Source organism: Vibrio fluminensis (assembly GCF_015278125.1).
Classification (GTDB): domain Bacteria; phylum Pseudomonadota; class Gammaproteobacteria; order Enterobacterales; family Vibrionaceae; genus Vibrio; species Vibrio fluminensis.
This window is the reverse complement of record NZ_JADILO010000003.1, coordinates 170,575-195,694: the sequence shown is the minus strand read 5'-3', so window position 1 is coordinate 195,694 and position 25,120 is coordinate 170,575. Positions and strand designations below refer to the sequence as shown.

The 25,120-nt window shown below is 43.5% G+C and carries 27 protein-coding genes; 8 read left to right on the top strand and 19 right to left on the bottom strand.

What is annotated here, in order from left to right; all coding sequences use genetic code 11:
* Window positions 1-33 precede the first annotated feature (33 nt).
* Complete coding sequence (locus tag IRQ95_RS04670) at window positions 34-1,017, top strand: arginine deiminase-related protein (RefSeq protein ID WP_194435837.1); 984 nt, start codon at window positions 34-36, stop codon at window positions 1,015-1,017.
* Window positions 1,018-1,119: 102 nt separating this feature from the next.
* Here IRQ95_RS04670 and IRQ95_RS04665 read toward each other — a convergent pair whose 3' ends face one another.
* Together IRQ95_RS04665 and IRQ95_RS04660 are read right to left on the bottom strand one after the other, a co-directional pair.
* Window positions 1,120-2,037 carry a polyprenyl-phosphate transporter gene (locus tag IRQ95_RS04665; RefSeq protein ID WP_194435836.1) on the bottom strand — a complete coding sequence of 306 codons (918 nt, stop codon included), beginning with the start codon at window positions 2,035-2,037 and terminating at the stop codon, window positions 1,120-1,122.
* A 111-nt stretch (window positions 2,038-2,148) separates the two neighbouring features.
* Window positions 2,149-2,889, bottom strand: a complete 741-nt coding sequence (locus IRQ95_RS04660; RefSeq protein WP_194435835.1) for a flagellar brake protein — start codon at window positions 2,887-2,889, stop codon at window positions 2,149-2,151.
* Window positions 2,890-3,043: 154 nt separating this feature from the next.
* Between IRQ95_RS04660 and IRQ95_RS04655 the strand changes: the two genes are divergently transcribed.
* Complete coding sequence (locus IRQ95_RS04655; protein ID WP_194435834.1) at window positions 3,044-3,331, top strand: GNAT family N-acetyltransferase; 288 nt, start codon at window positions 3,044-3,046, stop codon at window positions 3,329-3,331.
* 348 nt (window positions 3,332-3,679) lie between these two features.
* Here the strand turns inward: IRQ95_RS04655 and IRQ95_RS04650 are convergent, their stop codons facing one another.
* Complete coding sequence (locus tag IRQ95_RS04650; RefSeq protein ID WP_194435833.1) at window positions 3,680-4,171, bottom strand: GNAT family N-acetyltransferase; 492 nt, start codon at window positions 4,169-4,171, stop codon at window positions 3,680-3,682.
* A gap of 176 nt (window positions 4,172-4,347) precedes the next feature.
* Between IRQ95_RS04650 and IRQ95_RS04645 the strand changes: the two genes are divergently transcribed.
* Window positions 4,348-5,526, top strand: a complete 1,179-nt coding sequence (locus IRQ95_RS04645; protein WP_194435832.1) for an MFS transporter — start codon at window positions 4,348-4,350, stop codon at window positions 5,524-5,526.
* Between the two features lie 96 nt (window positions 5,527-5,622).
* Here IRQ95_RS04645 and IRQ95_RS04640 read toward each other — a convergent pair whose 3' ends face one another.
* From IRQ95_RS04640 to deoD, 9 genes are all read right to left on the bottom strand, one after another.
* Window positions 5,623-6,462 carry an energy-coupling factor transporter transmembrane component T family protein gene (locus IRQ95_RS04640; RefSeq protein WP_194435831.1) on the bottom strand — a complete coding sequence of 280 codons (840 nt, stop codon included), beginning with the start codon at window positions 6,460-6,462 and terminating at the stop codon, window positions 5,623-5,625.
* Window positions 6,459-8,153: an ABC transporter ATP-binding protein gene (locus IRQ95_RS04635; protein WP_194435830.1), complete on the bottom strand. Its 1,695-nt coding sequence runs from the start codon at window positions 8,151-8,153 to the stop codon at window positions 6,459-6,461. The genes IRQ95_RS04640 and IRQ95_RS04635 overlap by 4 nt, the downstream gene beginning before the upstream one ends.
* Before the next feature lie 6 nt (window positions 8,154-8,159).
* A complete protein-coding gene (locus IRQ95_RS04630; protein WP_194435829.1) occupies window positions 8,160-8,708 on the bottom strand; it encodes an ECF-type riboflavin transporter substrate-binding protein in 549 nt (182 codons plus the stop codon).
* 325 nt (window positions 8,709-9,033) lie between these two features.
* Window positions 9,034-10,164: an HlyD family secretion protein gene (locus IRQ95_RS04625; RefSeq protein ID WP_194435828.1), complete on the bottom strand. Its 1,131-nt coding sequence runs from the start codon at window positions 10,162-10,164 to the stop codon at window positions 9,034-9,036.
* A gap of 1 nt (window position 10,165) precedes the next feature.
* The gene (locus tag IRQ95_RS04620; protein ID WP_194435827.1) at window positions 10,166-10,549 is read right to left on the bottom strand and encodes a DUF3302 domain-containing protein; all 384 of its coding nucleotides are present in this window, start codon (window positions 10,547-10,549) and stop codon (window positions 10,166-10,168) included.
* Between the two features lie 92 nt (window positions 10,550-10,641).
* Window positions 10,642-12,222 (bottom strand): GGDEF domain-containing protein, encoded by a 1,581-nt coding sequence (locus IRQ95_RS04615; protein WP_194435826.1) that lies wholly within the window; start codon window positions 12,220-12,222, stop codon window positions 10,642-10,644.
* Entirely contained in the window at window positions 12,222-13,721 is a 1,500-nt protein-coding gene (locus IRQ95_RS04610) for a hypothetical protein (RefSeq protein WP_194435825.1), read from the bottom strand. Before IRQ95_RS04610 ends, IRQ95_RS04615 begins: the two co-directional genes overlap by 1 nt.
* 137 nt (window positions 13,722-13,858) lie before the next feature.
* Complete coding sequence (locus IRQ95_RS04605) at window positions 13,859-15,322, bottom strand: IS1 family transposase (RefSeq protein ID WP_194435824.1); 1,464 nt, start codon at window positions 15,320-15,322, stop codon at window positions 13,859-13,861.
* Between the two features lie 52 nt (window positions 15,323-15,374).
* Window positions 15,375-16,085: a purine-nucleoside phosphorylase gene (deoD, locus tag IRQ95_RS04600; RefSeq protein WP_075647848.1), complete on the bottom strand. Its 711-nt coding sequence runs from the start codon at window positions 16,083-16,085 to the stop codon at window positions 15,375-15,377.
* Window positions 16,086-16,429: 344 nt separating this feature from the next.
* On the opposite strand from deoD, the gene IRQ95_RS04595 reads away from it, so the two are divergent.
* The 5 genes from IRQ95_RS04595 (at window position 16,430) to IRQ95_RS04575 (ending at window position 21,269) form a co-directional block, all read left to right on the top strand.
* Window positions 16,430-17,380, top strand: a complete 951-nt coding sequence (locus IRQ95_RS04595) for a YbgA family protein (protein WP_194435823.1) — start codon at window positions 16,430-16,432, stop codon at window positions 17,378-17,380.
* The gene (locus IRQ95_RS04590) at window positions 17,370-18,167 is read left to right on the top strand and encodes a MerR family transcriptional regulator (protein WP_194435822.1); all 798 of its coding nucleotides are present in this window, start codon (window positions 17,370-17,372) and stop codon (window positions 18,165-18,167) included. The genes IRQ95_RS04595 and IRQ95_RS04590 overlap by 11 nt, the downstream gene beginning before the upstream one ends.
* A gap of 9 nt (window positions 18,168-18,176) precedes the next feature.
* Window positions 18,177-19,586 carry a deoxyribodipyrimidine photo-lyase gene (gene phrB, locus IRQ95_RS04585; protein ID WP_194435821.1) on the top strand — a complete coding sequence of 470 codons (1,410 nt, stop codon included), beginning with the start codon at window positions 18,177-18,179 and terminating at the stop codon, window positions 19,584-19,586.
* A complete protein-coding gene (locus IRQ95_RS04580; protein ID WP_194435820.1) occupies window positions 19,586-20,491 on the top strand; it encodes a L,D-transpeptidase family protein in 906 nt (301 codons plus the stop codon). The genes phrB and IRQ95_RS04580 overlap by 1 nt, the downstream gene beginning before the upstream one ends.
* A gap of 175 nt (window positions 20,492-20,666) precedes the next feature.
* The gene (locus IRQ95_RS04575) at window positions 20,667-21,269 is read left to right on the top strand and encodes a DUF6198 family protein (protein WP_194435819.1); all 603 of its coding nucleotides are present in this window, start codon (window positions 20,667-20,669) and stop codon (window positions 21,267-21,269) included.
* Window positions 21,270-21,968: 699 nt separating this feature from the next.
* Here IRQ95_RS04575 and IRQ95_RS04570 read toward each other — a convergent pair.
* The 7 genes from IRQ95_RS04570 to catB all read right to left on the bottom strand — a co-directional run bounded on the left by IRQ95_RS04570 (window position 21,969) and on the right by catB (window position 25,024).
* Window positions 21,969-22,184 (bottom strand): hypothetical protein, encoded by a 216-nt coding sequence (locus IRQ95_RS04570; protein WP_194435818.1) that lies wholly within the window; start codon window positions 22,182-22,184, stop codon window positions 21,969-21,971.
* Between the two features lie 56 nt (window positions 22,185-22,240).
* The gene (locus IRQ95_RS04565) at window positions 22,241-22,402 is read right to left on the bottom strand and encodes a hypothetical protein (protein ID WP_194435817.1); all 162 of its coding nucleotides are present in this window, start codon (window positions 22,400-22,402) and stop codon (window positions 22,241-22,243) included.
* Window positions 22,403-22,470: 68 nt separating this feature from the next.
* Window positions 22,471-22,632: a hypothetical protein gene (locus IRQ95_RS04560; protein ID WP_194435816.1), complete on the bottom strand. Its 162-nt coding sequence runs from the start codon at window positions 22,630-22,632 to the stop codon at window positions 22,471-22,473.
* Window positions 22,633-22,683: 51 nt separating this feature from the next.
* Complete coding sequence (locus IRQ95_RS04555) at window positions 22,684-22,848, bottom strand: hypothetical protein (protein WP_194435815.1); 165 nt, start codon at window positions 22,846-22,848, stop codon at window positions 22,684-22,686.
* A gap of 60 nt (window positions 22,849-22,908) precedes the next feature.
* On the bottom strand, window positions 22,909-23,094 hold the full coding sequence (locus IRQ95_RS04550; protein ID WP_194435814.1) for a hypothetical protein: 186 nt from the start codon (window positions 23,092-23,094) through the stop codon (window positions 22,909-22,911).
* A 257-nt stretch (window positions 23,095-23,351) separates the two neighbouring features.
* On the bottom strand, window positions 23,352-24,233 hold the full coding sequence (locus tag IRQ95_RS04545; protein ID WP_194435813.1) for a LysR family transcriptional regulator: 882 nt from the start codon (window positions 24,231-24,233) through the stop codon (window positions 23,352-23,354).
* Window positions 24,234-24,391: 158 nt separating this feature from the next.
* The gene (catB, locus tag IRQ95_RS04540; protein ID WP_194435812.1) at window positions 24,392-25,024 is read right to left on the bottom strand and encodes a type B chloramphenicol O-acetyltransferase; all 633 of its coding nucleotides are present in this window, start codon (window positions 25,022-25,024) and stop codon (window positions 24,392-24,394) included.
* Between the last annotated feature and the right edge of the window lie 96 nt (window positions 25,025-25,120).

Sequence of the window (25,120 nt, the reverse complement as noted above, 5' to 3'; positions counted from 1 at the left end):
GACTAATAATTAAAGCAAATGGAGTTTGTAAAGATGTTACAAAAGCAAACCCTGGAAGATTTAACTAATCCAACCCTAAAAAAACATACTGCTAACTGTGTGGTAATGGTGCCGCCAAAAGAATTTGGCTTTAATCCAGAAACCGCTAAAGATAACGAGTTTCAGCAAGGTACCACTCTCGATATTCCTCAATTGCAACAGCGAGTGATGGAAGAGTTCGATAGCATGGTTATGCAATTGCGCAGCGCTGGGATACAAGTCGTTGTTTTGGATTACTCGCGTGGTGAGCTTCCTACACCAGATGCGGTGTTCCCAAACAATTGGTTCAGTACTACGCCGCAAGGGGAGTTGTATATTTTCCCAATGGCTTGTGAGAATCGTCGTCGCGAAGTCCGTGTGTCTGAATTGCGTGAGACTCTAGAGATGTCAGGTCGTCATGTCGATGCGGTTTACTCGTTTGAAGATCATGTTGCCCGCGAAGCGTATTTAGAGAGTACCGGCGTAATGATCTTCGATCATATCAACGACACTGTCTACGCAGCGCTCTCTCAGCGATGTGATCGCGATGTGCTTGAGCAGTTTGCACAACAAGCGGGCTATTCAAGAGTGGTCTCTTTCCAAACGGTTTTACCTTCAGGAAAACCTATCTATCATACCAATGTAATGCTGGCGATTGGGGAGCGCTTCTGTGTCATTTGCGATGAGATCATTCCGCAATATGAACGCACTTTTGTACTTAAGTCGTTAGCGAAAGATAAACAGATCATCTCTATTTCGCTAGAACAGATGAACGCAATGTGCGGCAATGTGTTGCAGTTGGAATCCGTCAATGGTGAGAAGGTGATTGCCATGTCGCAAACCGCCTACAATACGTTTACTCAAGCACAGCTTAATCAGTTAGCGAGCCATGGACGTTTGTTGCCGTTGGATGTGACAACAATCGAAACGGTTGGCGGTGGTAGCGTACGTTGTATGCTGGGTGAGGTGTTCTTGCCTGCCCGCAGTAAGTATCTATAGTTATACGATAGCCAATAAGCGAGAGACAAAATAAAGCCCCGATCATTTCTGGCGGGGCTTGCTATATCTATTCAGTGAGGACTTGTCTAACAACTCTTTGAGTTAGCGTGTACGCTCTGCATATTTCTCCAAACCTAGTACTAAAGCAATGGCTGCTAGCATCATTACCACTGCGATACCAAGTTGAGAAGGTTGATTAAACATGTGCTCAAACTCAAACGGAGAAAGGTTGTGTTGAATTAGAGGCACTTCTTCACCTTTTGAGTTTGTTCGCCACGTAATGGTTTCTTTCCAAGGCCAAATCTTTGGTAGTGTGCCAATCATTAGGCCAGTTAAGAACATCAGTGTGGTGTCTCTGAAGCGATTAAGCAGCCATGAAAGTACGTGAGAAAAGCTCAATAAACCTAGTACGCAACCTGTTAAGAATAGCGCGAGAATCGCGATATCAAATGATTTTACCGCTGCAAGTACCGGCGTATACATACCGATCAAGAGCAAAATAAAACTGCCTGAAATGCCCGGTAAAATCATTGCACAGATGGCGATTGCACCTGCAATCAAAATATTGATGCTGGTTGGTTCCATATGCAGTGGCTTGAGAATTGTAATGCAGTAGGCGAATACAACACCTAGCAATAAAAATACCCAACGGCTAATGGTCTTTTGTTCCACTTGTTTAAGGATGTGAAACACGGAAACCAGAATTAAGCCAAAGAAGAATGACCAAATAGGAATGGGATGGGTAACCAATAACCAAGAAATCAGCTTGGCTAGTGTTGCGATACTGGTAAACACACCACCAAATAGAGCAATCAAGAAGAAGCCATTGATATGATTGAATGCTGCTTTGAAACCTTCGCGCTTCCATATACCAAGTAGGCTTGGGTTGATACGGCGAATACTTTCTAAAAGGGTATCGTAGATACCAGTTATGAATGCAATTGTACCGCCGGATACCCCAGGAACAACGTCAGCGGCACCCATGGCGATGCCTTTCAAAAATGTACTTAAGTAATTCATGTTAACTAGCTGAAAGATAAGATGGGCTGAGTATACCGATGTTGATGTCAAAAAAGTATGAAAATAGGGCGGTAAACTGACTACAAATTGAGAAATTTATCTCGTAACCTTTCACTGAAGGGACAGTTTACTTCCATCGAATTTTAATTTAGCTAATAAAGACTTAGCGATTTTTTTGCCATCATCGTCAAACATGACGCCATATTTTCGTTTTTGTGATGCTTGCTTAACATTACAGATTTGACCAGTCAGCGGGCCAAAGGACTGCCCGTCAGGCGTTTTTTGAGCTAAGTGTAATTCAATAGCTTCGCCAACCGTAAATGGTCTGCTTAAAGATGATGTCAGATACAAACAACCGCTCTTAGAAAGATCTTTAATATCGCAGTCAATACGATGGTTGGTACTGTGCGCTTTCGCGAAAAGGTCCACTTCGTAACGAGGCTCATCTCTTAGCGCGATGGTTTGCATGGTTTGCGGGATAGACATCGCAACCATTGCGATAGGCGTTCGAATCACATGCAGAATTTGACTACGGAAAGTCACGATGGCGCCTTCTCCTCGAGGAGAGATCGTTTTAAGGGTTGCCCAGAATCCTTCTTGGAAAAATGCTTGCAGCTTATCATCATTGATTTTAGGCAATTCGACTAAGATCATTTGATTAGAATGTGTGCCAATTAAGTTTGTTGCGGTACGAAAACTGGTTCCAACTGGTGTGACAATACCAATGCTTAACTCATGACCGTGCTCGAGCATCGCTAGCCCATCAACACTTTTTATGGTTTTTTGTGATCGTTCTTCAAGCCTAGTTTGTCGCACGGATGCTCCTGTGGTAGTCCCTTTAAGGGTATTCATTGCGCCACCATTGTCTCATTTTATATATAGTATTTTTAGACTATCTAGCTATATAGTTAAGGGGAACTTAGAGTAATTTTATTTACGCTTGACCAAGAGTCAAATAAGAATTGTTATATATGTCTATATGGTTAGGAACTAGTAGGAAAGAGTGATGTGTGTTGTTACATTTGATGAAACAAAACAGGAATTTCGAGTTTTTCTCGAAAATGACTTATTTGCTATCGCCAAGTTTGAGTTACAAGATTCAGTTTTTATTATTACATCAACGAAAGTGCCAGAAGTTTTACAAGGTAAAGGTTACGGAAAAGTAATGATGGAGGCTGTATTAAATGAAATTGAAACTCGAGGAGGAAAAGTTATTCCTGAGTGTAGTTTCGTCGTTAGCTATTTAGAAAGAAACTCTCAATGGCAGCACCTCAGGGCTGAGAATTGCGGATAAGATTCGAGAGTTTAGAGCTTAGAGCTGGGAGGACATAGTGGTTTTTAGTCGCACTATGCCCTCATCGTATTGTATATACCCAAGTGACTTCAAGATGCAGGATTCAGAGCGTTGTTATTGATTTGAGTTCAAGGAAAACGCCGCAGTGAAATAGTGTACTATTTCCAAGTCGTTTGACGCCGAAGTCGTAGGAATAACACGCTCCCGAAGGGCGAGTTGCCTTGGCTTGCATACTTCGTTAACGATTTTTGATTTAGCACTACTAGATCTTCAACTCGTTGCCTTGTCTGCCAACCAAGGCATTCTCGCTGAACCAAGCACCTTGAGGTTACTTGGGTATAAAGCGTATTAGCGTTTGATACGCGCCATATAGTAAGTATTTACGTACTCACCCGCGCGAAATACGGAACACTCCGCTTCACCTTCAACCACAAAACCAAATTTCTTATAGCAGGCGATAGCAGCGTGATTATCGATATTGACCTCGATTTGAACGCGTTTAATTTGCAGCCAGTTGTCGGCTAGATCGAGTACGGTCTCGATTAGCTTACTGGCAATACCCAAACCATGGAAATCGTCGTGTACGCCCAAGCCAAAGCTGCCGCAGTGATTGAGCCTTGGTCGCTGAAGATGCTCAAAACCAATGTTACCGACGACTTGCCCATCGACTTCGGCAACAAAGCTGTATACGTGTTCAGGTATATTCTCTAAGCGTTTTTGCCACATCGCGGTACTCGGTTTTGGCAGTTGGAGAGTCTCGCGGTGCGCTTTGGGTTGAGCATACAGCTCTGCTAATGCTTGGGCATCTGATATTAGGGTAGGTCGCACGATAATTTCCATATACATCTCCAACGTTAATTCATTGATACACCCAGGTGACTCTTACTGAACCTCGTTCTTGATGTTACTTGGGTATACAAATATATAAGATGCGGTTTTCGGTATAGAAAGTAAATAAGTTTGAGTTTGCAATATTCTCTCAGTAATCTGTCAGAGCTTTTTATAAGGAAACTTTGATGAACCACCTTTCTACGTGGAAGACTCCACATAACTTTTTGATCGCCATTTCCATCATCGTTCCCATCGCATTTTCTAGCTGGATGGCACTGTTGAATAACTTTGTTATCGAGCGCGCAAATTTTGATGGTGCCGATATTGGCTTACTGCAGAGCGTACGTGAAATTCCGGGCTTTCTTGCCTTTACCGTGATTTTCGTACTGATGTTTATTCGTGAACAACGCTTTATGCTGTTGTCTCTTGCCATGTTGACCTTGGGTACCGCTCTGACGGGTTTTTTCCCTTCAGTAATAGGATTGCTTCTGACAACACTGCTAATGTCGACTGGTTTTCACTACTTTGAAACCTTGAAGCAGTCTTTATCTTTACAGTGGTTAAGCAAGGAAGAAGCGCCAGAAGCCTTAGGTAAATATGTTTCGATAGGGGCTCTAGCCTCTCTGCTCACCTACGGCGCTCTGTGGGTGTGTTTGGAAATATTCCAACTAGAGTTTAAGTGGATTTACCTGTTATTCGGCGGCGTAGGTTTTGCCTTAGTGCTTTGGATAACGTTTAGCTTCCCTGAGTTTCAGGCCAATGTAACTCAGAATAAAAAATTAGTCCTACGTAAGCGTTACTGGTTGTATTACGCGCTGACGTTTATGAGCGGAGCTCGCCGTCAGATATTCACGGTATTTGCTGGTTTCTTGATGGTAGAGCGCTTTGGTTATTCTGCTGCTGATATTACGCTGCTTTTCTTAGCTAATTACGGCTTTAACTTCCTGTTTGCGAAAAAAATTGGTCGCTTTATCGGTCGAGTCGGTGAGCGCAAAGCGTTGGCGTTTGAGTATATCGGTCTGATTGGTGTGTTTGTTGGCTACGCCTTTGTTGAAACGGCAGAGTGGGCAGCGGCACTGTATATCGTTGACCATCTATTTTTCGCTTTGGCATTAGCGATTAAAACCTATTTGCAGAAGATTGCTGATCCTGCGGATATGGCATCGACAGCGGGTGTATCGTTTACTATCAACCATATTGCCGCAGTCGTCATCCCAGTGACGTTTGGCTTTATCTGGCTAGTATCACCTTCGGCGGTGTTCTTTATCGGTGCGGCGATGGCAGCCATTTCATTGCTACTCTCTTTGAATATTCCGGCTAAGCCAGAAGAAGGCAACGAAGTGCGTATTTTGAAGTGGAGTTAATCGACTTTTTACACAAGACGTGATGTTGGTTAGATAGCAAAAGAGGCTCAATTGAGCCTCTTTTTTGTGTTGGGAAGATATTTATACCGCTTGATGTTAGAACGGATACCAGAACAGTTGTGTATCGAAATAACGTTTCGCTAGCGCTGCAACAACAATAAGCGCAATCAGCACCAGTACTGATTTGTCCATAGAAGTCAGTGGGCGCATGCTGTACCAAGTACGGCCTTTATTACGACCAAAGCCACGTAGAATCATCGCATTTGAAATCTCATCGGCACGATCTAGGCTTGAGAAAATCAATGGACCAAGAATTTTCGCGACGTTCTGAATACGGGTGAACAGCGGTGCGTTCTTAGACAAATCCAAACCGCGAGCCTGCTGCGCGTGCATGATATTGATAAAGTCTTTTTTCACTTCAGGCAAGTAGCGCAAGGTGAGGCTAACGGCGTAAGCAATTTTGTAAGGCAAGCCAATACGGTTCAAGCTAGCGGCAAACTCAGTTGGGTGGGTGGTAAACACAAACACCAGCGCAATAGGGAACATGCTAAAGTACTTAAGTGTCACGGTAACTAAGTAGAATAGAGTTTCTTGCGTAATTGAGTATGGGCCCGGTAGCTCAACCAGTACGTTGCTAGAGCCTAAATATTCAGTACCTTGTTGTGGCGCGAGCATAAACATAAACAGCGCGTTCATCATCAAGACACTCACCGTACCAATCAACAGCGGTTTATATACTGAGACAGGTACTTTGGTCATTTTTAACAGCAGCAGACCGCTTGCGATTAGCGTACAGATAATACGCAGATCAAAGGTGGTCAAAACGACCGTTACCCAAGCCATAAACAGCACGAACTTGGTGATACCATTTAGCTTATGCAATGGTGATTGGGTATCAACATAGCTGATACCAAACTTCATTTTTGAACTATTCATGCGGCTGGCTTCTCTAGAGCAATGAATGCTTGCATAAACTGATTTTTATCCTCGATATGCAGTTTTTCTGCTAAGTCATAAAGACTGGTAGTGGTTAAGTTCGCTTGCTCGAGTAGCGTTGGCTCACTAAAGACCTGCGTCATTGGTTTATCGGCAATGAGTTTGCTGTCTGCAATCACCACTGAGCGAGTAGTGTATTCCAGCACAAGGTGCATATCATGCGAGATGATAATAACGGTAATACCTAATTCGCGATTTAACTTCTGTACAAACGCCAACATTGAGGTGTAGTTGCGGTAATCTTGACCCGCGGTCGGCTCATCAAGAATCAATAGCTTTGGTTCCATGACCAGAATTGAGGCGATCGTGACGCGCTTTTTCTGACCATAGCTCAATGCTTCAATTGGCCAGTGGCGGTATTTACTCAGACCACAAAGATCCAGAACTGCTTCAACTTTATCGTTGATTTCGTTTTCGCTGAGCCCTTGATTGCGTAGACCAAATGCCACTTCATCAAAAATCATGTGATGTGAAATCATATGATTTGGGTTTTGCATCACCACACCGATTTTTTGGCTACGCTCAAAAATACTCAGTGCTGCGATATCTTGACCATCAAAATGGATGCTGCCTGCATCAGGCTCGATGACACCCATGATAAGTTTCGTGATGGTTGATTTGCCCGAACCGTTTTTGCCCAGAATCGATACAAATTCACCAGGCTGAACATCAAAAGAGACCGCTTCTAATGCGTTACGTTCTCCATCGTATGAATAAGTCAGTTCTGCAATCTGTAGCAGTGGTGCACTTGTTTCTGTCGCTCCCTTGCTAGGTGCTGTTTCAGTCCAAGCAGTAAACGCTTGCTGATATTGTTCTACAGGCAAGTTAGCCAATGATGACGGTTTATCTGCCAGCGTCACTGTACAGTTAGCCGCTCTAAGCGCTGACAAGTACAGTGGTTCACGAATACCATGCTGTGCCAATAAAGGGGAAGTGAGCAGCTCATCAGGCGTCATATCCGCAACAACTTCACCTTGCTCCATCAAAATGATGCGATCAACTGAGCGGTGCAACACATCCTCTAGGCGATGCTCGATGATGATGATGGTTTTGTTGGTGCGACGATGTAGGTCATCGATGATTTCAATCGTTTTGCGACCCGTTTTCGGGTCAAGCGCGGCTAGCGGTTCATCAAATAGCAGAATATCGACATCATCAACCAGAATGCCAGCTAGAGATACGCGTTGCTTTTGACCACCAGATAGGTCGTGTGGTGAACGCTCAAGCATATCCTCTAGTTCAACCATTTTGGCTGTGGCTTTAACTAGTGGATACATCTCAACATTGGAAACCAGTTGGTTTTCAAGTGCAAAGGCGATGTCTTCACCGATGCTAAGACCGACAAATTGGCTATCGGTATCTTGCAATACGGTGCCAACTTGTTCGGTATAAGCGTGCAGGTCTAACTCAGAGGCGAGTTTGCCACCGATGCTCAGTGAGCCAGTGATTTCACCTTCGATTGAGTGTGGGATTAGGCCATTTAGACACTGTCCAAGGGTAGATTTACCGCTGCCACTTGGACCAATAATAACGATTTTCTCTCCTTTCTCTATCCTTAGATTGATATTTTTTAGTGTCGGTTTATCCAGCGACTTATATCTAAAAGAGAAGTTAGAAAATTCGATAGTCATTACTTATTAAGCCTCAGTTAGGTTGCGGCTCATGGCATTGCGCTTAGCAACGTTTTTCATGATGAAGTAACCAACGATAGCAATAAGAAGGGTATTACCTGCAGCAATAATCGTTAGCTGAGTGAATACTTTGGTAAATGGTTCGGCATACAAGATGGTGTCAAGGAATGCCGAGCAGCCGTAACCGACCACGTTACCGACAAACGCAAGGATAACAAACAGCGCGAAGTCTTTATGGTTAAAGATGCCTTTCTCTAGGTTGCCCTTGGTCATTGCCGAGTAGAAACCAATGGTAAGACCGACGATACCTGAACCAAGTACCCAAGTTAACCAAACGCCCCAACCAGCGAATAGATCCGTTACCCAGTGACCAATAAAGCCGACGAGGAAGCCAACCAAAGGACCAAATAGAACAGAGAAAAGTGCCAATACAGCCATCGCAGGTTTTAGAGTGGTGTTGGCAAATACAGGGATGCCAAACATAGGTAGACCACCAATGCCGTATAGTGCTGCACCAATCGCGATAACAACAACGGTTTTAGCTGAAAGATTCATAGATAACCAATGTCCTGAGAGTTTAAAAAAGCTTGTCACAAGCTTAGTTTAGAATACTTGCATGCGACTTATGTCACATTTTAGGCGCGGGATTATACATAACAATTGGCATGATGGAAAGCTAACTGTCTAGACGTCCAAATACTTTTTTTTCTTTATTTAGCTTAAGCAGGGAGGAGGGTTTTTATTGTTATTAATTAGAGGATTAGAGTTAAATCTATCCTGGAGGATGAGTCCGGAATCGAACCGCTAACTAAGATCGCGCCGAGTTTTCAAGCAACTGTACTGCTCAGTTGACAGTTGCTTGAAAATGACGGGTAGCAAATTAGTGGTCGAGATAGAGGTAGTTTTGCCAACTCTTCATTCGAATTAGCACTTTTCGCATGATAGAGACGTGGGTAAAACTGTCTGAATAGACGGCGACTTCAACGGCTGTCCCCATAGGTAGTTGATATTGGTCGATATCATCGGTGACTTTCAGTGTAACAAATACTCGTCCACTGGTCCGTAAGGCTTCCGTGCCGACGAGTGCACCTCTTGCTTGGAACTGGCTTTCGGCGATAGCGGGCAGTACATCGATCACTTCGCCTTTAAACACTTTGCCTGGCAACGCTCTAAAGATGAACTCTGCCTCAAAACCACTTTTTAGTCTCTGTAAAGAGTTTTGTCGAAACGCAGCGGTATAAACCAATTCTTCGGTATGGACAAAAGTCATGACTGGAGCAAGTGGTAGAGGCACTGCCATGACGCCAGGTCGCAAGGCTAATTGCGTGGCAAAGCCGTCGGTTGGGGCATAGACCGTGGTTTGTTCGAGATTGAACTCTGCTTTTCTTAAATCAGCCAGTAATCCAGCGACAGTAGTGTTTTCTCCGCCAATTTCTGAATCCAAAGCGATTTGAGCTTGTTCGATATTAGTGTTAGCGACCTTCACTGTCGCCTCAGCTGCCTTAAACGCTTGTCTGCGGGTATCAAGTTGTTGCTCTGTAAACGCACCTTTGTCGAAGCCACGCTGGTAACGATTAAACTCTCTTTGCGCTTTGTCACGCTCAGCGACAGCTTTGGCTAACGCGGCCTCCGCTTCTTGCAGTTTGGCTTCAAGTCCCAGAGCGCCCTGGCTCGCTTCTTTGATTTGCGCTTTTAGTTTGTCAACAGCCGCTTGATATGGAACAGGGTCAATTTTGAATAGAACATCCCCTTGTTTTAGAGGCTGATTTGGTTCTACAGGGACCTCTACTACACGCCCACGAACACCAGATACGATCGGTGTAGTGGAGAATACTTGATTGCCGATTTGTGTATAAGGGTGGTTGTAGTTCATCAAAAGAATTAAGGTGCCAACAAGTACCACACCACCTAATACTGCCGTAGGAACGGTCCATTTATTTAAAGGGATGTTGAATGTCTTAAATAACGCAATACATAAAGCCGCGTATGTGAGGATGAGTAGTAAATCCATATTACTTGTCCTCCTTTAAGTGGTCAGTTGAAGTTGTAGAGGATTTTGCGTTTTGTTGTTTTAGTGAATTAACTTCTTTGTGAAGATCCTCTACCTGATCGATGAGTTTCTCGAGTCGATGGTGTAAATCATGTTGTTCTTCTTCTAATCGGTGGAATCCCCAGCCGCGTTCTTTGCGCCATAAGGTGGCCCAAATCCATAAGAATGGCCATAAAACGTGGAGGGTGAATAGACTTACCCAGCCTGCATAGTGGATCGCATCTTGGTGAGGGTGTTCACGGCTTTTCGCGATTTCATAAGGAATATCATGAATAGCAATGACACCATAAAATAGAACCAGTACAACGAAAACCAGCAGACCTAAAGCGAAGTAATCTAGGAACATAACAACCATCCTTTGTTGCTTTGTATTTACAAAGATAATATAAAATACTGATATTTAGTTACATTTGTCTATTGTTTTTTGCTTGTAATCCTTCATTCGGAGCAAACTTGGTTGCGTCCGTTTGCTTTGGCGCGATAGAGTGCTTTATCGGCTCGATAAAAAGTCCGCTGGGTATTCTCGCCTTCTCTATGTAAAGTAATGCCAATACTAACGGTAAGTCCTCGCTCACCCAGCACATCTCGCCAGTTATAGTGGTAGATGTTGTCGCGGTAGTTTTCTGCTAACAAAGTCGCTTTGTCGATATCAGCGTTTTCTAGGATCACCAAGAACTCTTCGCCACCAAAACGGACACAAGAAGAGCCTTTAAAACGGAAATAGTTTGCTAGCTCAGAAGACACGGCAACAATCGCTTTATCGCCGACTAGGTGGCTTAATTCGTCATTAATAGATTTGAAGTGGTCGATATCGACAACCATAAGAGCAAATGGTGTCTCGTTGATCAGTAAATCTTTTAATTTAACATCTAACCAGCGACGATTATGTAAGCCAGTTAATGGGTCACTAAATACATCTTGTCGTAGTTGCGCTACCGTGTGTTTTTGACTTTCAGTGGTCTCTTTTAGCTCTCGGTTCTCAATCTCAGAAAGGATAAGCTTTAATTGAAGCTCAAAGCGTGACAAACGTCGTAACTGACTTGACCCTAACTCTGTAATAGGCACTTTTTTCATCAGATCACTTTCGATGCGATAAGCGTTGTGCTGATATTCTAATGCCTTTTTAAAGTTGTTTTGTAGCTCGCATATAGAGGCGAGAGCATCGACTAATCGCAAATTAAGTATCGGCGATCCAGAGCTTTTGACTCTTAGATACACACTTTCTAACACCCAATTGGCTAGATGGGTTTTTCCTGCTTCTGTTAAGCAGTAACCCAGCTCCATTCGAATCATATTGGAGAGCCAATTTGAGTTAATATTGCCAGCCGCGTATTTGACTAACCCTAAACACTGCATCGCTTCATCTAGTTTCCCACATTTGCGAAGGAGCTTGGCTTGATAAAGGTGTACCTGCCCAGAAAGTACTTTGTCGCTAACTAGAATACTGAGTTCTTCACACTCTTTGACTAACCCTTCCGCAGGTTTAATTCGATTTAAATCAATTAAACAAGCGAGCTTGTAAAGCTTGTAGCGGAGACGCAAAGAACGGCTATTAATTGCGTGGTCTATGCCATCGATTTTTTGGTAATAACGGAGCGCCCGAGCATGGTCGCCATAGGCATCACATAGGTTACCCATGCCAATCACAGCTTTCACATAATCATCGATATGGCTGTTTTCAACCGCAATACTTGAAGAGCTAATATATTCGAGCAGGGCTGATGAAAAATCACCTTGATCGACTAAACGATCAGCGAGATAGCCTTTAACTTCTAGGATAAGGTTTGCGTCTTGTGGTAGCGCGAGTAAATTCAGTGCTGCACGCAACTCAGCGATGCCATCTTGATGTTGACCAAGTGATGTACGGAACTCAGCGCTGATTACATGAGATTGGGCTTTTTCTTGTGGAGTTGTGGCAACGTGTTCTCGTACGTGATTCCAGAAAACTAGAGCTTCCTCTCCAGTAACAGAAGACGCATCTAAACCAGAATCTGATATTTTATTTAAGAAAGCTTCCATTATAGTTCTTCTCGATAAGTGCTAGGTTCAAGGCTAGAAATCAACTGTTCCTGTTGCTCTAATTGTTCGAGCGTAAAAGGGAACGTGAGAAGGTTATATAGCTCAACTCGAGGTAATATTGAGCTGACGCCACGACGTTGCCATGGATAGATCTCTGTAATATTGCAAAGTACTTCATAGATGTTAAAGGCACTGTCGCCTTTTTCAGCCACAAGTAGCCCTAAGCGGTCTGGACTGAGGCGGGATAATAAGTCTTTGTTATTGCATAAAGTGTGGGCAAGTTCCATGCAAACGTCTAATGTGTTGCTATCCTCGTGCTGGATAATAATCACTGCATAATTTGCCTGTTTGAGTTGAGTTTTGAAAAGAACCAGTTGTTCCCACCAGTAAGTTTCAGACACCACTTGGCTCATATGCTTATTTGGGTCATATTCGTATTGACTGCGTACGCGATTGATTAGCTTCAGTGCCCGTTTTTCAAGCAAACGTTTGGAGGCTTGTGCTTTATCATTGCCTTCACGGGCAGTCTGTTCACGTAACATATTGGTCGAATGTGAACGATATTGCTTAAACGCTTCTAAGGCAATTTTGTAGTCACCGACTTCTTCTGCGACTCGAGATTGTTGGAAATATATTTGAGAGAGCAATTCGCCATCGTCAAAGCTGGTGGCTGCTTGCTCGGCAACTTTCAGTAACTGGGAAGATTCACAGGGTTTTTTACGTAATAACTCGAGTCGTGCACGGCTAACAAATGAGTGTGCACGCATCCAAACTAAATCGTATTTTTCAACCAGCTGCTGGGCCTTTTGGGTTGCCTGATCTGCATCTTCTAGTCGCTCCAAGCCTAGCAATGCGAGTCCTCGAAAATCCCAAATCTCAGCGTGCCAAGTCGAATCATTATGATCACGTAATGCTTCTTCAGCACCATCGAGAATCGAAAGCATTTCAATATATCGACCGAGCAGATAGTGATCCCACGCGAGTAATATCCTGGCTTTTCCTTCTAGCCAATCTATACGCATGTTGTTGGCTACTTTAACTGCCAGTTCATGGGTACTTTTGGCTAATGAATATTCGCGAAGAACGCGCCAAATATTGCCAAGTCCGATTAATGATTCAATTTGAATTTCGACATGGTCAACGAGTGCTGATTGCTCAAGAGATTTTATCCAATACTGTTGTGCAGAGTAATACTTGGCTTGACCCCAATGCTGGAGAGCGTGAACATGGAGTATTTCTGGCAGGGCATCATCATTATCGATTTGATGTAGCCTATTATACGCTTCTCTAATTCGCTTGAGGCCTTTACGATAATCCATCAAAGCCCAGTAGCATCGAGATATGATAATTAAGCTGTCAATGACCCCTTCAGGATAGAAGATGCTATTTGCTCTTTCTGCACAGTTCTCTGCCGCTCTAAGTACCTGTTTAGGCTCAGATTCGATGCGAGTTCTGAGTTTTTCTAGTTCTTCTTTGAGCAGATGCTGGCTCTTTTCCAATGATGTGATCCTTCACAGCTAAATTTAATTATTTTGAATTTTTTAATGCTTTCGCATTATAAAATTAGTCGACTTTTAGGTTCTACAAAAAGTCGACTCTCTGCGGCAGTTTGATGGCAGACTTCACATTCTGGGAGTTATGAGAGCAATTCTCTTATCGCCAATGGCGATGAGGTTAATCCGAGAGACTGCGCTGCTGTTGTCCCTTGTTTGTTTTGATAACACAAATTATGCCATGCTCTAAAAATATCCAACACAGGTAAAAGCCCTGCTGGTCGCAGTTTGCGACGAGGCTCATTAACAAAGCCCTGAAATAGAAGCTGAAATCTTGTTTGGTAGAAAGTGACACTATCGAGAGTCGCATGTTTTAACCAAAGCTGTGGGTTATTATTTTCGCCGGCAAGGTAGCAGATACCTTTGGCAAAATGTTCTTTTTCAGCGATCGCCCAGCGATCACGCCACCAGCCCATATGAATGATATCGACTTTATCGACAGTGAGATCTCGCCCCCACTGGCCATCGACATACATTAAATCAATAGACTTATTGGTAATTCTCGGTAGGCCAACGCTGATAGCAGCTGAGCGCAGTAGTGGATCTTGAGGTAAGTAAATCGTGACGTGCTTATCGCTCGGGCATAGGCTCATCACATGCAGAAAGTGTGCGTATGAAGTGTAAGGGGGACGAATGAGTGCCCCTTTTGATGGGTAGTGAAAATGGGTCAAGTCACCCATTGGGTCTTCAACATTACCGCGAGCAAGGATTTGTTGGTACTGTTGATCAATTCGCTCACGTAATACCTTTGATAGTGAGGCCGGAGCTTGATTAGCTTCAGTGCTGTATTGATAAGGTACGTAGCGCGCGGGTTCGCAAAAAGGGTTGTGATCGGCATCGCCCTTTGGTTCTTCATTAGGCGAATAATTGATGTTCTGACACAGAATATAGCCAGATTGAGCATCGCCCGTGGCAAGCCAAAATACCCCGTTACTGCTGTGCGGTTGCAACGCGACATAGTGTGATGCGAGCTCAAATTGTTCAGCGTGGTTAACCCAACGAGCGTCAAACATGGCGAGCTTACGACGACAACGGCTAGCAATATGCTCTATGTGGTCATAAAACGTTTTTGGATTGATAGCGAGCTTGCGACATATCTCGCGCACAGAATATCCGGTAAATAAGAGGGCGAGTAAGCTTTCTTGGAACTCGAGCTTATTGTTGCTACCAGACCATTTATCGACAAAGGTTTGCTGGCAACATTTACAGCGATAACGTTGGCGGTCACCACTGTAGCCAAAGGCATGATAGAGATGTTTGTGAGTATGTACCGACAGACCGAAATTTTCGCACCCTTGCTTTTGACACGCAGGTAGCCCGGCACAGTGGTAACTTCTTAGACGTTGAAGTTCATTAAGTACTTCTTGGTTATTAAGTAAGGGGGGGAAAGCACCACACTCACGACAAACCATGGCAGGTCGTTTAGGGTTGGTATGTTGAACAACATAACGTTCAGCATCACTCAATCCAAAGTTGTCACACGCCAATGTTTTACAAAAGTTGAGCTGTAACCCGTTCGCTTCCGCAGGCAAATCGCCAGACGCCACAATCGCCCCCTCAGGATATTAGGTATTGCCAGTCATTAGACTGGCAAATTATTTAAACGTTAATTGCTGTTTCTAGCGCTACTTTCATCATATCGTTAAATGATTTTTGGCGTTCTTCAGAGCTTAGTTTTTCGCCGCGAATAATATGGTCCGAAACCGTTAGGATAGTTAGGGCTTTCGCTCCAAGATCCGCGGCAACACCGTAAATACCAGCCGCTTCCATGTCGACACCTAAGATACCTAGCTTTTCCATCTTCTCAAAAATGTCAGCTTCTGGGGTATAGAACAAATCAGCAGAGAATACGTTGCCAACCTTAACCGGTACGTTTTGAGCGCGAGCTTGAGAAACCGCTTCTTCTAGTAGACCAAAATCAGCAATCGCCGCGAAATCGTGGTTATTAAAGCGGATACGGTTCACTTTAGAATCAGTTGAAGCGCCCATGCCGATAACAACATCCATCAATTTAACGTCATCGCGAACCGCACCACAACTACCAACGCGAATGACGTTTTTTACGCCGTATTCAGCGATTAACTCGTGAACGTAGATACAGCACGATGGAATGCCCATGCCATGCCCCATGACTGATACGCGTTTACCTTTGTATGTTCCGGTGTAACCAAACATATTGCGCACATCACACACTTGTTCAACATCTTCTAAGAAGGTCTCTGCAATGTATTTTGCACGTAGAGGGTCGCCCGGCATAAGAACGGTTTCTGCGAAATCACCTGGTTTTGCATTGATGTGTGGGGTAGCCATAGTTTTGCTCCGATATTCAAAGGAGTGCAACAGATAATAACCAATTCTGTTGAACTGCGAAATGTTTGTTGAGGCAATACTAGCCCCATAAAATGCTTATCCATGAGATTTGCATCACAAAAATTGGGCGAAAGATAAATTAAATCGCTATTGATAACTAAATCTGTTGAAAGTAAAGAGGCAATCGATTGGGGCAATTTTTTGCGTAGTGGTGATCGATTTTTAACCTGAAAAACGTACAAGTTGTACCAAAAATAATTTTGTACAATTAATTCGTTTTGTGTCTATACTTGTACATAAATAAAACTTGTATAACCAATCACAATGAGTGCGGGGTGAAGATCATGGAAGCGAGCATTAAAGTAGGTATCAGTGCATGTGTTTTAGGTGAGAAAGTGCGTTTTGATGCCGGTCATAAGTTAAGTCGTTTTGTCACCAAAGAACTGGCCAACGTATTTGAGTTTGTCTCTGTTTGCCCTGAAGTGGAATCAGGGATGCCCGTACCGAGACCGACAATCCGCCTCATGACAAACGAAGAGCGAATTACGCTGGTTGAAACCAAAGATCCAACCAAAGATCACACCCAGTCTATGCTCGACTACTCGGCCAAGCGAGTTGAGCAGTTGAACAAACAAGACCTTTGCGGCTATATCGTCTGTGCTAAATCGCCAACTTGCGGGATGGAGCGTGTGAAGGTGTACGGTAAGAATAATGCCGACAAAGTGGGCATTGGTCTATATACCCAAGAGTTGATGGGGCGCATGCCATGGTTGCCGATAGAAGAAGATGGTCGTCTAAACGATCCTGTTTTGAAAGAGAATTTTGTCACTCGCGTTTATTGCTTAAAAGACTTTTATGACTCGATGGGCGGCGAACCGACAGCGGGCAAAATTGTTGCTTTTCATTCGCGCTACAAACTCACGCTAATGGCGCATCACCCGCAGTCTTATAAGTCTTTGGGTAAATTAGTTGCGGATGTGGCTAATTATGATTTAGATGGGTTTTATCAGCTTTACCGTACTGGTTTGATGCAGGCGATGACCAATCGTGCCAGTCGAAAAAACAATACCAATGTTTTGATGCATATTCAGGGTTACTTTAAGCGTGATCTGAATGCCAGTGAAAAGGCAGAGTTGTGCCAAGTGATTGATGATTATCGTCAAGGTTTGCTACCTTTGCTGGCTCCGATGACGTTGCTTAAACATCACATGCAGCGTACACCAAATGAATACCTACAAAATCAAGCTTATTTGAATCCATATCCAGAGGAGTTGCGTCTGCGTTATGCCTTGTGAAGACAAACTATACGCCATAAGAGAAGTTTCAGAGCTCACCGGTATCAAACCGGTGACGCTAAGGGCTTGGCAGCGTCGTTATAATATTATTCAGCCTGAGCGCACGGAAAAAGGGCACCGTCTATATACTCAGCAACATATCGCCCAAATTCAAACCATTCAAGGTTGGCTAGAGAAAGGGGTGGCTATCGGCAAAGTCAAAGCCTTGCTAGAAAGTGGAGTAGATAGCGTTGACCAACAGGCAATGGCTGATCATCTCGATGAAGTAGAGCAGATGCTGATTGCTCTGGCGGCTTTGAACAAGAGTAAAGCAGACTCAGTGCTATCGCAGGTCTGTAAGGAATACCCCCTTGATATCATCAATGCGAGATTTATTCAGCCAAGTATCGAGGCGTTAAAACAAGTCAAACGTAGCCAGCAAACTTTGCAGTTTGGCATGTTTCAATCTTTAGCCATGGCGAAACTAACTTCGATTTTGGATGCGGAGAATAAAGTCGCGAGAAGAGGCAAGTGCTTAGTGGTGAGCTATGACCCATTGGGTTCAATAGAGTTACGTCTGTGGGCGCTAAAGCTGGCAGAGAATGGTTATAACATCAGCTTTATTGAAGCGGTTGATGATATAGCGGCACTCATTGAACATCCAACGTTGGACAAGCATCAAGCATTGTCGATTTTTTCTTCTCAGGCGCCATCACAGACGCAACTAGTCTTGATGAGTCAAATATCTCAGCAAATGGGTGAGGCTTTTTTACCGAATCCATTGATAGAATCGTTAATTCAAGCATAGGGACATAAAATGCAAATAGTGTGGTTGCGACGTGATTTACGAGCGGAAGACAATAGCGCGTTGCACCAAGCTATCGCGTCCGGTGAGCAGGTGGTTGCGGTCTATATTGCCACTCCTCAAACCTGGCGTGAGCACTGCTTGGCGCCAATACAAGCGGATCTGATTTATCGACGTCTATTTGAGTTGCAAGCGGATCTTGCTGCGTTGAATATCCCTTTGCTCTATCAGCAAGTCGAGACCTTTACTCAAAGCGTTGAATGGCTGACAGGTTTATCTAAAACGCTTCAAGTGAGTAAGGTTCTGTTCAACAAAGAGTATGAATGGAACGAGAGCCAGCGAGATCAGGCGCTAGTTGATAGCGTTGACTGTGAGGTGGCAAGCTTTGATGATAAATGCTTGTTTGCTCCTGGCACTGTATTAAATAAACAGGGTGACTACTTTAAAGTCTTTACGCCATTTAAAAAGCACTATCTTGCCAAGCTTGAACAATACCCAGTGATGATTGCGCCTCGAGTGATGCTCGAGACAGATGTCGATCAGACAGAACTTGAGCCGCTGATGTTTTCAGCAAATTCACCGTTTGACTACCCGAGAGAGTCAAGCCAGCAATATGTGGTTGAGACGAAGGCAATTCGACAGATCTTGCGTGATTTTTGTCTACAAGATATCGATGATTACCAAGACCTACGCGATTTTCCTGCCATCGAGGGGACGAGTCGTCTGTCGCCTTATCTTGCAACAGGTGCCTTGTCTGTACGCCAATGCACCGCGAGGTTGATGTATGGTGAGGAACCACACTTAAGTAATGGACGCCAAACTTGGTTAAGTGAACTCATTTGGCGCGATTTTTATCAGCATTTAATTTATTTTGAGCCAAAATTATCTAAAGGACGCAACTTCGTCAGTTGGACAGAAAAAGTAACGTGGCTGCAAAACGAGCGCTATTTGTCTGCGTGGCAAATGGGTAACACTGGCTATCCTATTGTTGACGCGGCGATGCGACAGTTAAACACCACTGGGTGGATGCACAATCGTCTAAGAATGATTGTGGCGAGTTTTCTGACCAAGGATCTTCATATCCATTGGCACGAGGGCGAGAAATACTTTATGCACAAGCTGATTGATGGTGATTATGCTGCCAATAACGGCGGCTGGCAGTGGAGTGCGTCGACCGGTTGTGATGGTCAACCTTATTTCCGTATTTTTAATCCTATCACTCAGGGCGAGCGTTTTGATCCCAAAGGCGAGTTTGTTCGCCGCTGGGTACCTGAGCTTGCCGATGTCCCAGATAAGTATGTTCATAAGCCTTGGTTATGGAATAATGTAAATACCTTGTCATATCCGCATCCAATAGTTGATCACAAAAGCGAAAGAGCGCTAACCTTACGCCTCTTTCAAGATGCCAAGGATTCTGTGTAATGCTGCGTAAGCTGCTTCTTATCTTTAGTTGTTTTAGCGCCTCTGCTTGGGCGACCAGTTATCAATTGCCACCAGAAGGCAGCAATATTGTCGGTAGAATCCAGTTTCACCAGATTCAAAAGGGTGAAAGTATGGCTGATATTGCTAAGCAGTATGATATTGGTTTTCTTGCCTTGATGGCGGTAAACCAGGGGGTAGACCCATTTTTGCCTGCGGAAGGCTACGTTCTGACCATACCTACTCAGGTTATCCTTCCTCACGTTGAGCGTGAAGGCATTGTGATCAATTTGGCCGAGTTACGTTTGTACTACTTTGAGCCAAATAGCGATATTGTGCATATCTTCCCTGTGGGTATCGGTCGTATTGGGCGAGACACACCAGAGATGGTGACGAAGATCAGTCAAAAACGCCCTAACCCGACTTGGACGCCACCAAGCTCGATTCGCAAGGAATATGCTGCTAAAGGTATTGAGCTTCCCGCAGTGGTGCCTGCTGGCCCTGAAAACCCATTGGGTGAGTATGCATTACGCCTTGCTCATGGTAAGGGCGACTATCTAATCCATGGGACTAACAAAGACTTCGGCATTGGTATGCGCGTTAGTGCAGGCTGTATTCGTATGGATCCAAAAGACATAGAGTGGCTATTCGCACAAGTTAATACTGGTATTAAGGTAACGGTGATAAATGAGCCCGTAAAAGTCAGTTTGGAGCCAGATCGCAGCGTGTATGTAGAAGCCCATGAACCACTGACTCGTAGCGATGGCAGTAAGAAGATCCTTGGAGTACCAGAAGAACTCACTTGGTGGCTGCAAGCGATGAATAAGTCAGATGCTAAGGCGCGCGCTGTGATTTTAGCGCAAAATGGCGTGCCAGTTGAAATTGTTGAACCACATGGAGTGGAGTAAGGTTTATAGCGCGTGAGATAAGCTGATTTAATATCACACTGTAAACATAACGCTACGCTTGCGCGTAGCGTTTTTTTTGCTATTTAGTCGACATTTTTGAGCTCTAACGCCATTTTATGGCACGGAAAATATGCCCTTGTGCTGTTTACAAGGGATAAAGCAAAGGAAAGCATACATGGATAAAGATCACTCATTTTATGAAAACTTATTGGCACTGACTTTAGGTAGTGCTTTGGTTTCATTAGGTGTCATCTTCTTCAATCAAGTCGGTCTACTCACAGGTGGTACGGCTGGACTGGCAATTTTTATTACTAAAGTGACAGACTTTAGCTTTGGACAAGTTTTCTTCGCTCTCAACTTGCCTTTCTACTATCTATCGATTACCCGCATGGGGTGGCGTTTCACCATCAATACTTTCGTTGCTGTAGCAATAGTTTCACTCGCGGTGGATCACTTATACCACGTGATACAACTAAAACAGATCCATGAAGTTTATGCCGCGCTAATTGGTGGAGGCTTAATTGGTACAGGGATGCTGGTGATCTTCCGTCACAAGATCAGTTTGGGTGGCTTCAATATACTGGCTCTGTTTTTACAAGATCGTTTCGGTATCCGTGCAGGTAAAGTGCAGATGGCGCTTGATTGCAGTATCGTGTTTATGTCGTTGTTTATCGTGCACTGGAGTTTGATTGCGTTATCGGTCGTTGGTGCGGTGGTGACGAATCTGATTTTAGCCATGAACCATAAACCTGGGCGTTATCAGCCACAACCCAATTAACGATAGCCGAGTAAGCGACAGGTAAAAAAAGCGCCCATATGATAAGCAAACATATGGGCGAAAAATTGGGCAACAATTTGAAATTGTTAATTGGAGATGTTGGTAAACGTCCGTATTCAAACTGCTAAAACATTCTCGATCTTATGAATGATTTGTTCAGTATGACCAACCCCGCTAACTTAACACTTCCGTTACGAATCTTTAATTGATAAATTTACAAAGATAAATTCCAAAATTGCAATCTAGCCGCTAACCCTTGTCCTATAAGGGTTTCATTATATCTAGCCTAAGCACTTCTTTTCTCGCCTTTTGTCACGCTGAAATCGATATAAACTATTGATAAAAAGCGTAAACCAAAAAAGAAAAATTATGTCTAAACGGACATTTGGTGAAATAATCTGCAATAAAATGCAACAAGCTGTCTTAGAAAAAAATACGTCGATATAACCGATCAGTTTGCTGATCAACCACTAAAACGTTTAACGTTTTTGTAATGTATGGCGTGCGGTTTATTTGTGGGTGATAACATTTGTTGAGAGTTGAGAGTTGAGAGTTGAGAGTTGAGAGTTGAGAGTTGAGAGTGGGAATGATCCCGTTGGGTAGACACTGATTAGAGATTAGAAACGGGTGGGTGTAGGGCGTTATTAGATTAATTATAAATTGGAGTTTGGGAAAAACCGCTCCTCCATGAGCCTAAAATCATTTCATGCTTTTTGCTGCATGTTCAATTTGCTTTGGTGACATGCCAATGGCAATAGCGCCAGTAGCAATCGCTTTGATGGTTTGCTCTGTTGTCACTTCTGCCTTGGCTGTTTTGTCATGATTGTCTGCATCCATATCCTGCTGATTGGCCGCGTGTACGCCAAATGCTGAGAATGATAACAGGGACAAAGCAATAACAATTGCCGTTCTCATAGTAAAACCTCTTCAATGTTTTGTTGGTCATCGTCGACTAATGACCGATTTTTTTATTAAATGGCTTGCTGAATTTGCGCGTGCGACATGCCAACGCTAATCGCACCACTAGCAAGACCTTGAGCAACTCGCTCTGCTGATACCGAACCTGTGTTAGCTTGGGTAGCAAAAGCAGAAACCGAGAAAATAGATAACGCGATAATCAGAGCTTTTTTCATAGTTATTACCTTCTAAATTTTATTTTTTGAATGACTAATCAAATTAACAATGGTTATTTAATTTCGGGTTATTTAAGTACGTTTTGAATTTGCTTTGGTGTCATACCAATAATAATCGCGCCTGATGCAACACCCTTAATCGCTTGTTCTGCGGTCACGTTAGCATTTGTGTGAGCAGCGTAAGCAGAAACAGAGAAGATAGTTAGCGCGATAGTTAGTACTTTTTTCATTGTATTTACCTTTTCTTATTCAGTGTTGTAATAGAGTGTTGAGCTTGGTTATTAGTTGATTGCTTTTTCAATTTGTTTTGCTGACATACCAACGCTGATTGCGCCAGTTGCGAAGCCTTTAATAGCTTGCTCTGTTGATACATTTGCAGTGAATGAGTGCGCTGCGAATGCTGAAACAGAGAAGATTGATAGTGCGATAACTAGTACTTTTTTCATGATGCTTTCCTTTATTAATATGCTTTTTAATTGTTTGTGTTGTTGAGCTGACTTTATTTCTTATTTCACTGCATTTTCAATTTGGCTAGATGACATACCGAAGCTGATTGCGCCGTTGCCGATAGCTTTAATTACTTGTTCAGTCTGTTGAGCTTGACCATTAACAGCGTGGCTTGAGAATGCTGCGTGCGCTGCGAAAGCTGAAACTGAAAGTACTGACAATGCGATAACTAGTGCTTTTTTCATAATTTGATCTTCTTCTTATTTATTTAGGTTTTGGGCTGTGCCCCTCTCGATGAAGTGCATATTAATGAGACTTGGCTCACGTTTACAGGAAATGTAGAGTTTCCATTTTGGAAATTACCGTGTCTTAGTTCACACAATAAGCATGTGGATTAAATGTTGCTCAAGTTGACTTCTTTCTAATCAACACAAAAAAGCCCCGCAAAATGCAGGGCCATAAAAGCTGTGTCAGTTGAATCTTAATAATGATTCATTAATTATCAGTTACTTAAGCTGGATAGGACTCGTTCGCCTACTTGGTATAGCCAAGCTTTTTGTGGGTCATTTTGCTTAGCGCGATGAAAACTCATCACGCAATGAAGGTTGAGATTTGTGAGCGGAAGCCCAATCGCGCGACAGTTTTTTGGTATTACTCGTGACATCGTAAAAGAGAAATGATCAGAGTTAGTGACAATATTCTCGATTGTTAAAGTATTCTCGACTTCCACATCCGCGGTAATACGGTGCCCCAGGCTTGCTAGGCGTTCAAATAATGGATAGCGAACGTCATTCCAACCCGGGTTTCGAGTGATCACAAATGGATATTGTTTTAGTTCTTCGAAAGTCTGTGCAGGATGCTCTTCTCTTACATAAAACGCCGGGGAAATATTACATAACGCTTTTTGCTGAATAACCTGAGGGAGAGTTTCGTCGTAGATACCGAATAACACCGAGTTCTCACCTTCAATTAAGCGAGTTCGTGCTTCTAGGTTCCATTGACGCATTGAAAATTTGGCATACGGTGCTTCTTTACGCAGTGCTAAATAGAGCTTGTCTCCGAAGTTATCCCAGAAAAGGGCATGTCCATAAAGAATGATCTCTTGCTTCAGGGTTTGAGGGTCAAAGTCCGTCGGTTGAATTGACTCAAAGGTTGCTAGAATCGCTTCAAAGTGACTGATGTTGGTTTCGACAAAAGTGGTGGGTTCGAAACCTTTACGTGTTTGGATAAATAATGGGTCCTCAAAATGAAGTTTGAGTTTAGATAAGATTTTACTGACTGCACTCGACGTTTTTCCAACCGCATCTGCGACCAGTTTGACGTTTCTTAGCTCATGCATTTTGACTAAGACAAAAATACTTTGAATATCTAAATTGTTCCCCATTTCTACCGCTCTGAATCAATTTAACCAGTGCGAAATATATAGAATATAACCCCTTTAACTCAATGATCTAGGTCGGTAAATAGTGAGAGCAAGCTAACAATATGCGCATCTGGCACACATAAATGGGAGAATGACGCCCAGAGGAGCGCCATTGAAGATTACTTTTGTACGTTTTCGCGCCAGTAATAATGGAGTGCCGTGATATCTTGAGAGCTAAGCAGTGGCATCGCGCCTTGCAGTGTGTCATCACTCCAGTTCCACCATTGCATTTCTAACAACATAGCAATTTCTTCGGCGGCAAAACGGTAGCGAATATGTTTGGCAGGGTTAGCACCGACGATAGAATACGGCTCAACATCTTTGGTGACGACCGCGCGCGAAGCAACCACAGCACCATCACCGATTTTTACCCCTGCCATAATCATCGCTTCAGAGCCGATCCAAACATCGTTACCAATTACCGTATCGCCTGCGCGTTCAAAAGCGTCATTGGCACCAGCAAACAATGGATTCTCTTGGTAGAAAAACGGAAAAGTGCTCGCCCAATCATTGCGGTGACCTTGGTTACCCGCCATGATAAAAGCAGCACCAGAGCCAATTGAACAGTAACTGCCGATGATCAGTTTGTCGACATCATCGCGGTTAGGCATCAAGTAGCGCGCACAGTCATCAAAGCTGTGCTGGTGGTAATAGCCCGAGTAGTAACTGTGTTTACCCACGATGATGTTTGGGTTGGTAATTTGGTCTTCAATCGGTTTACCGACAAAAGGGCTTTCGAAATAGTTTTTCATTATGATCTCTTCATTCTATTAATTTTGATCTTATATCCAAGCACCTCGAGGTTACTTGGGTATATTTGGATTGGGTGCGGTAGTAATTATAGCGAT

Bases quoted from the DNA above. Each gene is read 5' to 3' on its own strand.
- IRQ95_RS04670 (WP_194435837.1), top strand. From the start codon at position 34: ATGTTACAAAAGCAAACCCTGGAAGATTTAACTAATCCAACCCTAAAA.
- IRQ95_RS04665 (WP_194435836.1), bottom strand. From the start codon at position 2,037: ATGAATTACTTAAGTACATTTTTGAAAGGCATCGCCATGGGTGCCGCT.
- IRQ95_RS04660 (WP_194435835.1), bottom strand. From the start codon at position 2,889: ATGAATACCCTTAAAGGGACTACCACAGGAGCATCCGTGCGACAAACT.
- IRQ95_RS04655 (WP_194435834.1), top strand. From the start codon at position 3,044: ATGTGTGTTGTTACATTTGATGAAACAAAACAGGAATTTCGAGTTTTT.
- IRQ95_RS04650 (WP_194435833.1), bottom strand. From the start codon at position 4,171: ATGGAAATTATCGTGCGACCTACCCTAATATCAGATGCCCAAGCATTA.
- IRQ95_RS04645 (WP_194435832.1), top strand. From the start codon at position 4,348: ATGAACCACCTTTCTACGTGGAAGACTCCACATAACTTTTTGATCGCC.
- IRQ95_RS04640 (WP_194435831.1), bottom strand. From the start codon at position 6,462: ATGAATAGTTCAAAAATGAAGTTTGGTATCAGCTATGTTGATACCCAA.
- IRQ95_RS04635 (WP_194435830.1), bottom strand. From the start codon at position 8,153: ATGACTATCGAATTTTCTAACTTCTCTTTTAGATATAAGTCGCTGGAT.
- IRQ95_RS04630 (WP_194435829.1), bottom strand. From the start codon at position 8,708: ATGAATCTTTCAGCTAAAACCGTTGTTGTTATCGCGATTGGTGCAGCA.
- IRQ95_RS04625 (WP_194435828.1), bottom strand. From the start codon at position 10,164: ATGGATTTACTACTCATCCTCACATACGCGGCTTTATGTATTGCGTTA.
- IRQ95_RS04620 (WP_194435827.1), bottom strand. From the start codon at position 10,549: ATGTTCCTAGATTACTTCGCTTTAGGTCTGCTGGTTTTCGTTGTACTG.
- IRQ95_RS04615 (WP_194435826.1), bottom strand. From the start codon at position 12,222: ATGGAAGCTTTCTTAAATAAAATATCAGATTCTGGTTTAGATGCGTCT.
- deoD (WP_075647848.1), bottom strand. From the start codon at position 16,085: ATGGCTACCCCACACATCAATGCAAAACCAGGTGATTTCGCAGAAACC.
- IRQ95_RS04595 (WP_194435823.1), top strand. From the start codon at position 16,430: ATGGAAGCGAGCATTAAAGTAGGTATCAGTGCATGTGTTTTAGGTGAG.
- IRQ95_RS04590 (WP_194435822.1), top strand. From the start codon at position 17,370: ATGCCTTGTGAAGACAAACTATACGCCATAAGAGAAGTTTCAGAGCTC.
- phrB (WP_194435821.1), top strand. From the start codon at position 18,177: ATGCAAATAGTGTGGTTGCGACGTGATTTACGAGCGGAAGACAATAGC.
- IRQ95_RS04580 (WP_194435820.1), top strand. From the start codon at position 19,586: ATGCTGCGTAAGCTGCTTCTTATCTTTAGTTGTTTTAGCGCCTCTGCT.
- IRQ95_RS04575 (WP_194435819.1), top strand. From the start codon at position 20,667: ATGGATAAAGATCACTCATTTTATGAAAACTTATTGGCACTGACTTTA.
- IRQ95_RS04570 (WP_194435818.1), bottom strand. From the start codon at position 22,184: ATGAGAACGGCAATTGTTATTGCTTTGTCCCTGTTATCATTCTCAGCA.
- IRQ95_RS04565 (WP_194435817.1), bottom strand. From the start codon at position 22,402: ATGAAAAAAGCTCTGATTATCGCGTTATCTATTTTCTCGGTTTCTGCT.
- IRQ95_RS04560 (WP_194435816.1), bottom strand. From the start codon at position 22,632: ATGAAAAAAGTACTAACTATCGCGCTAACTATCTTCTCTGTTTCTGCT.
- IRQ95_RS04555 (WP_194435815.1), bottom strand. From the start codon at position 22,848: ATGAAAAAAGTACTAGTTATCGCACTATCAATCTTCTCTGTTTCAGCA.
- IRQ95_RS04550 (WP_194435814.1), bottom strand. From the start codon at position 23,094: ATGAAAAAAGCACTAGTTATCGCATTGTCAGTACTTTCAGTTTCAGCT.
- IRQ95_RS04545 (WP_194435813.1), bottom strand. From the start codon at position 24,233: ATGGGGAACAATTTAGATATTCAAAGTATTTTTGTCTTAGTCAAAATG.
- catB (WP_194435812.1), bottom strand. From the start codon at position 25,024: ATGAAAAACTATTTCGAAAGCCCTTTTGTCGGTAAACCGATTGAAGAC.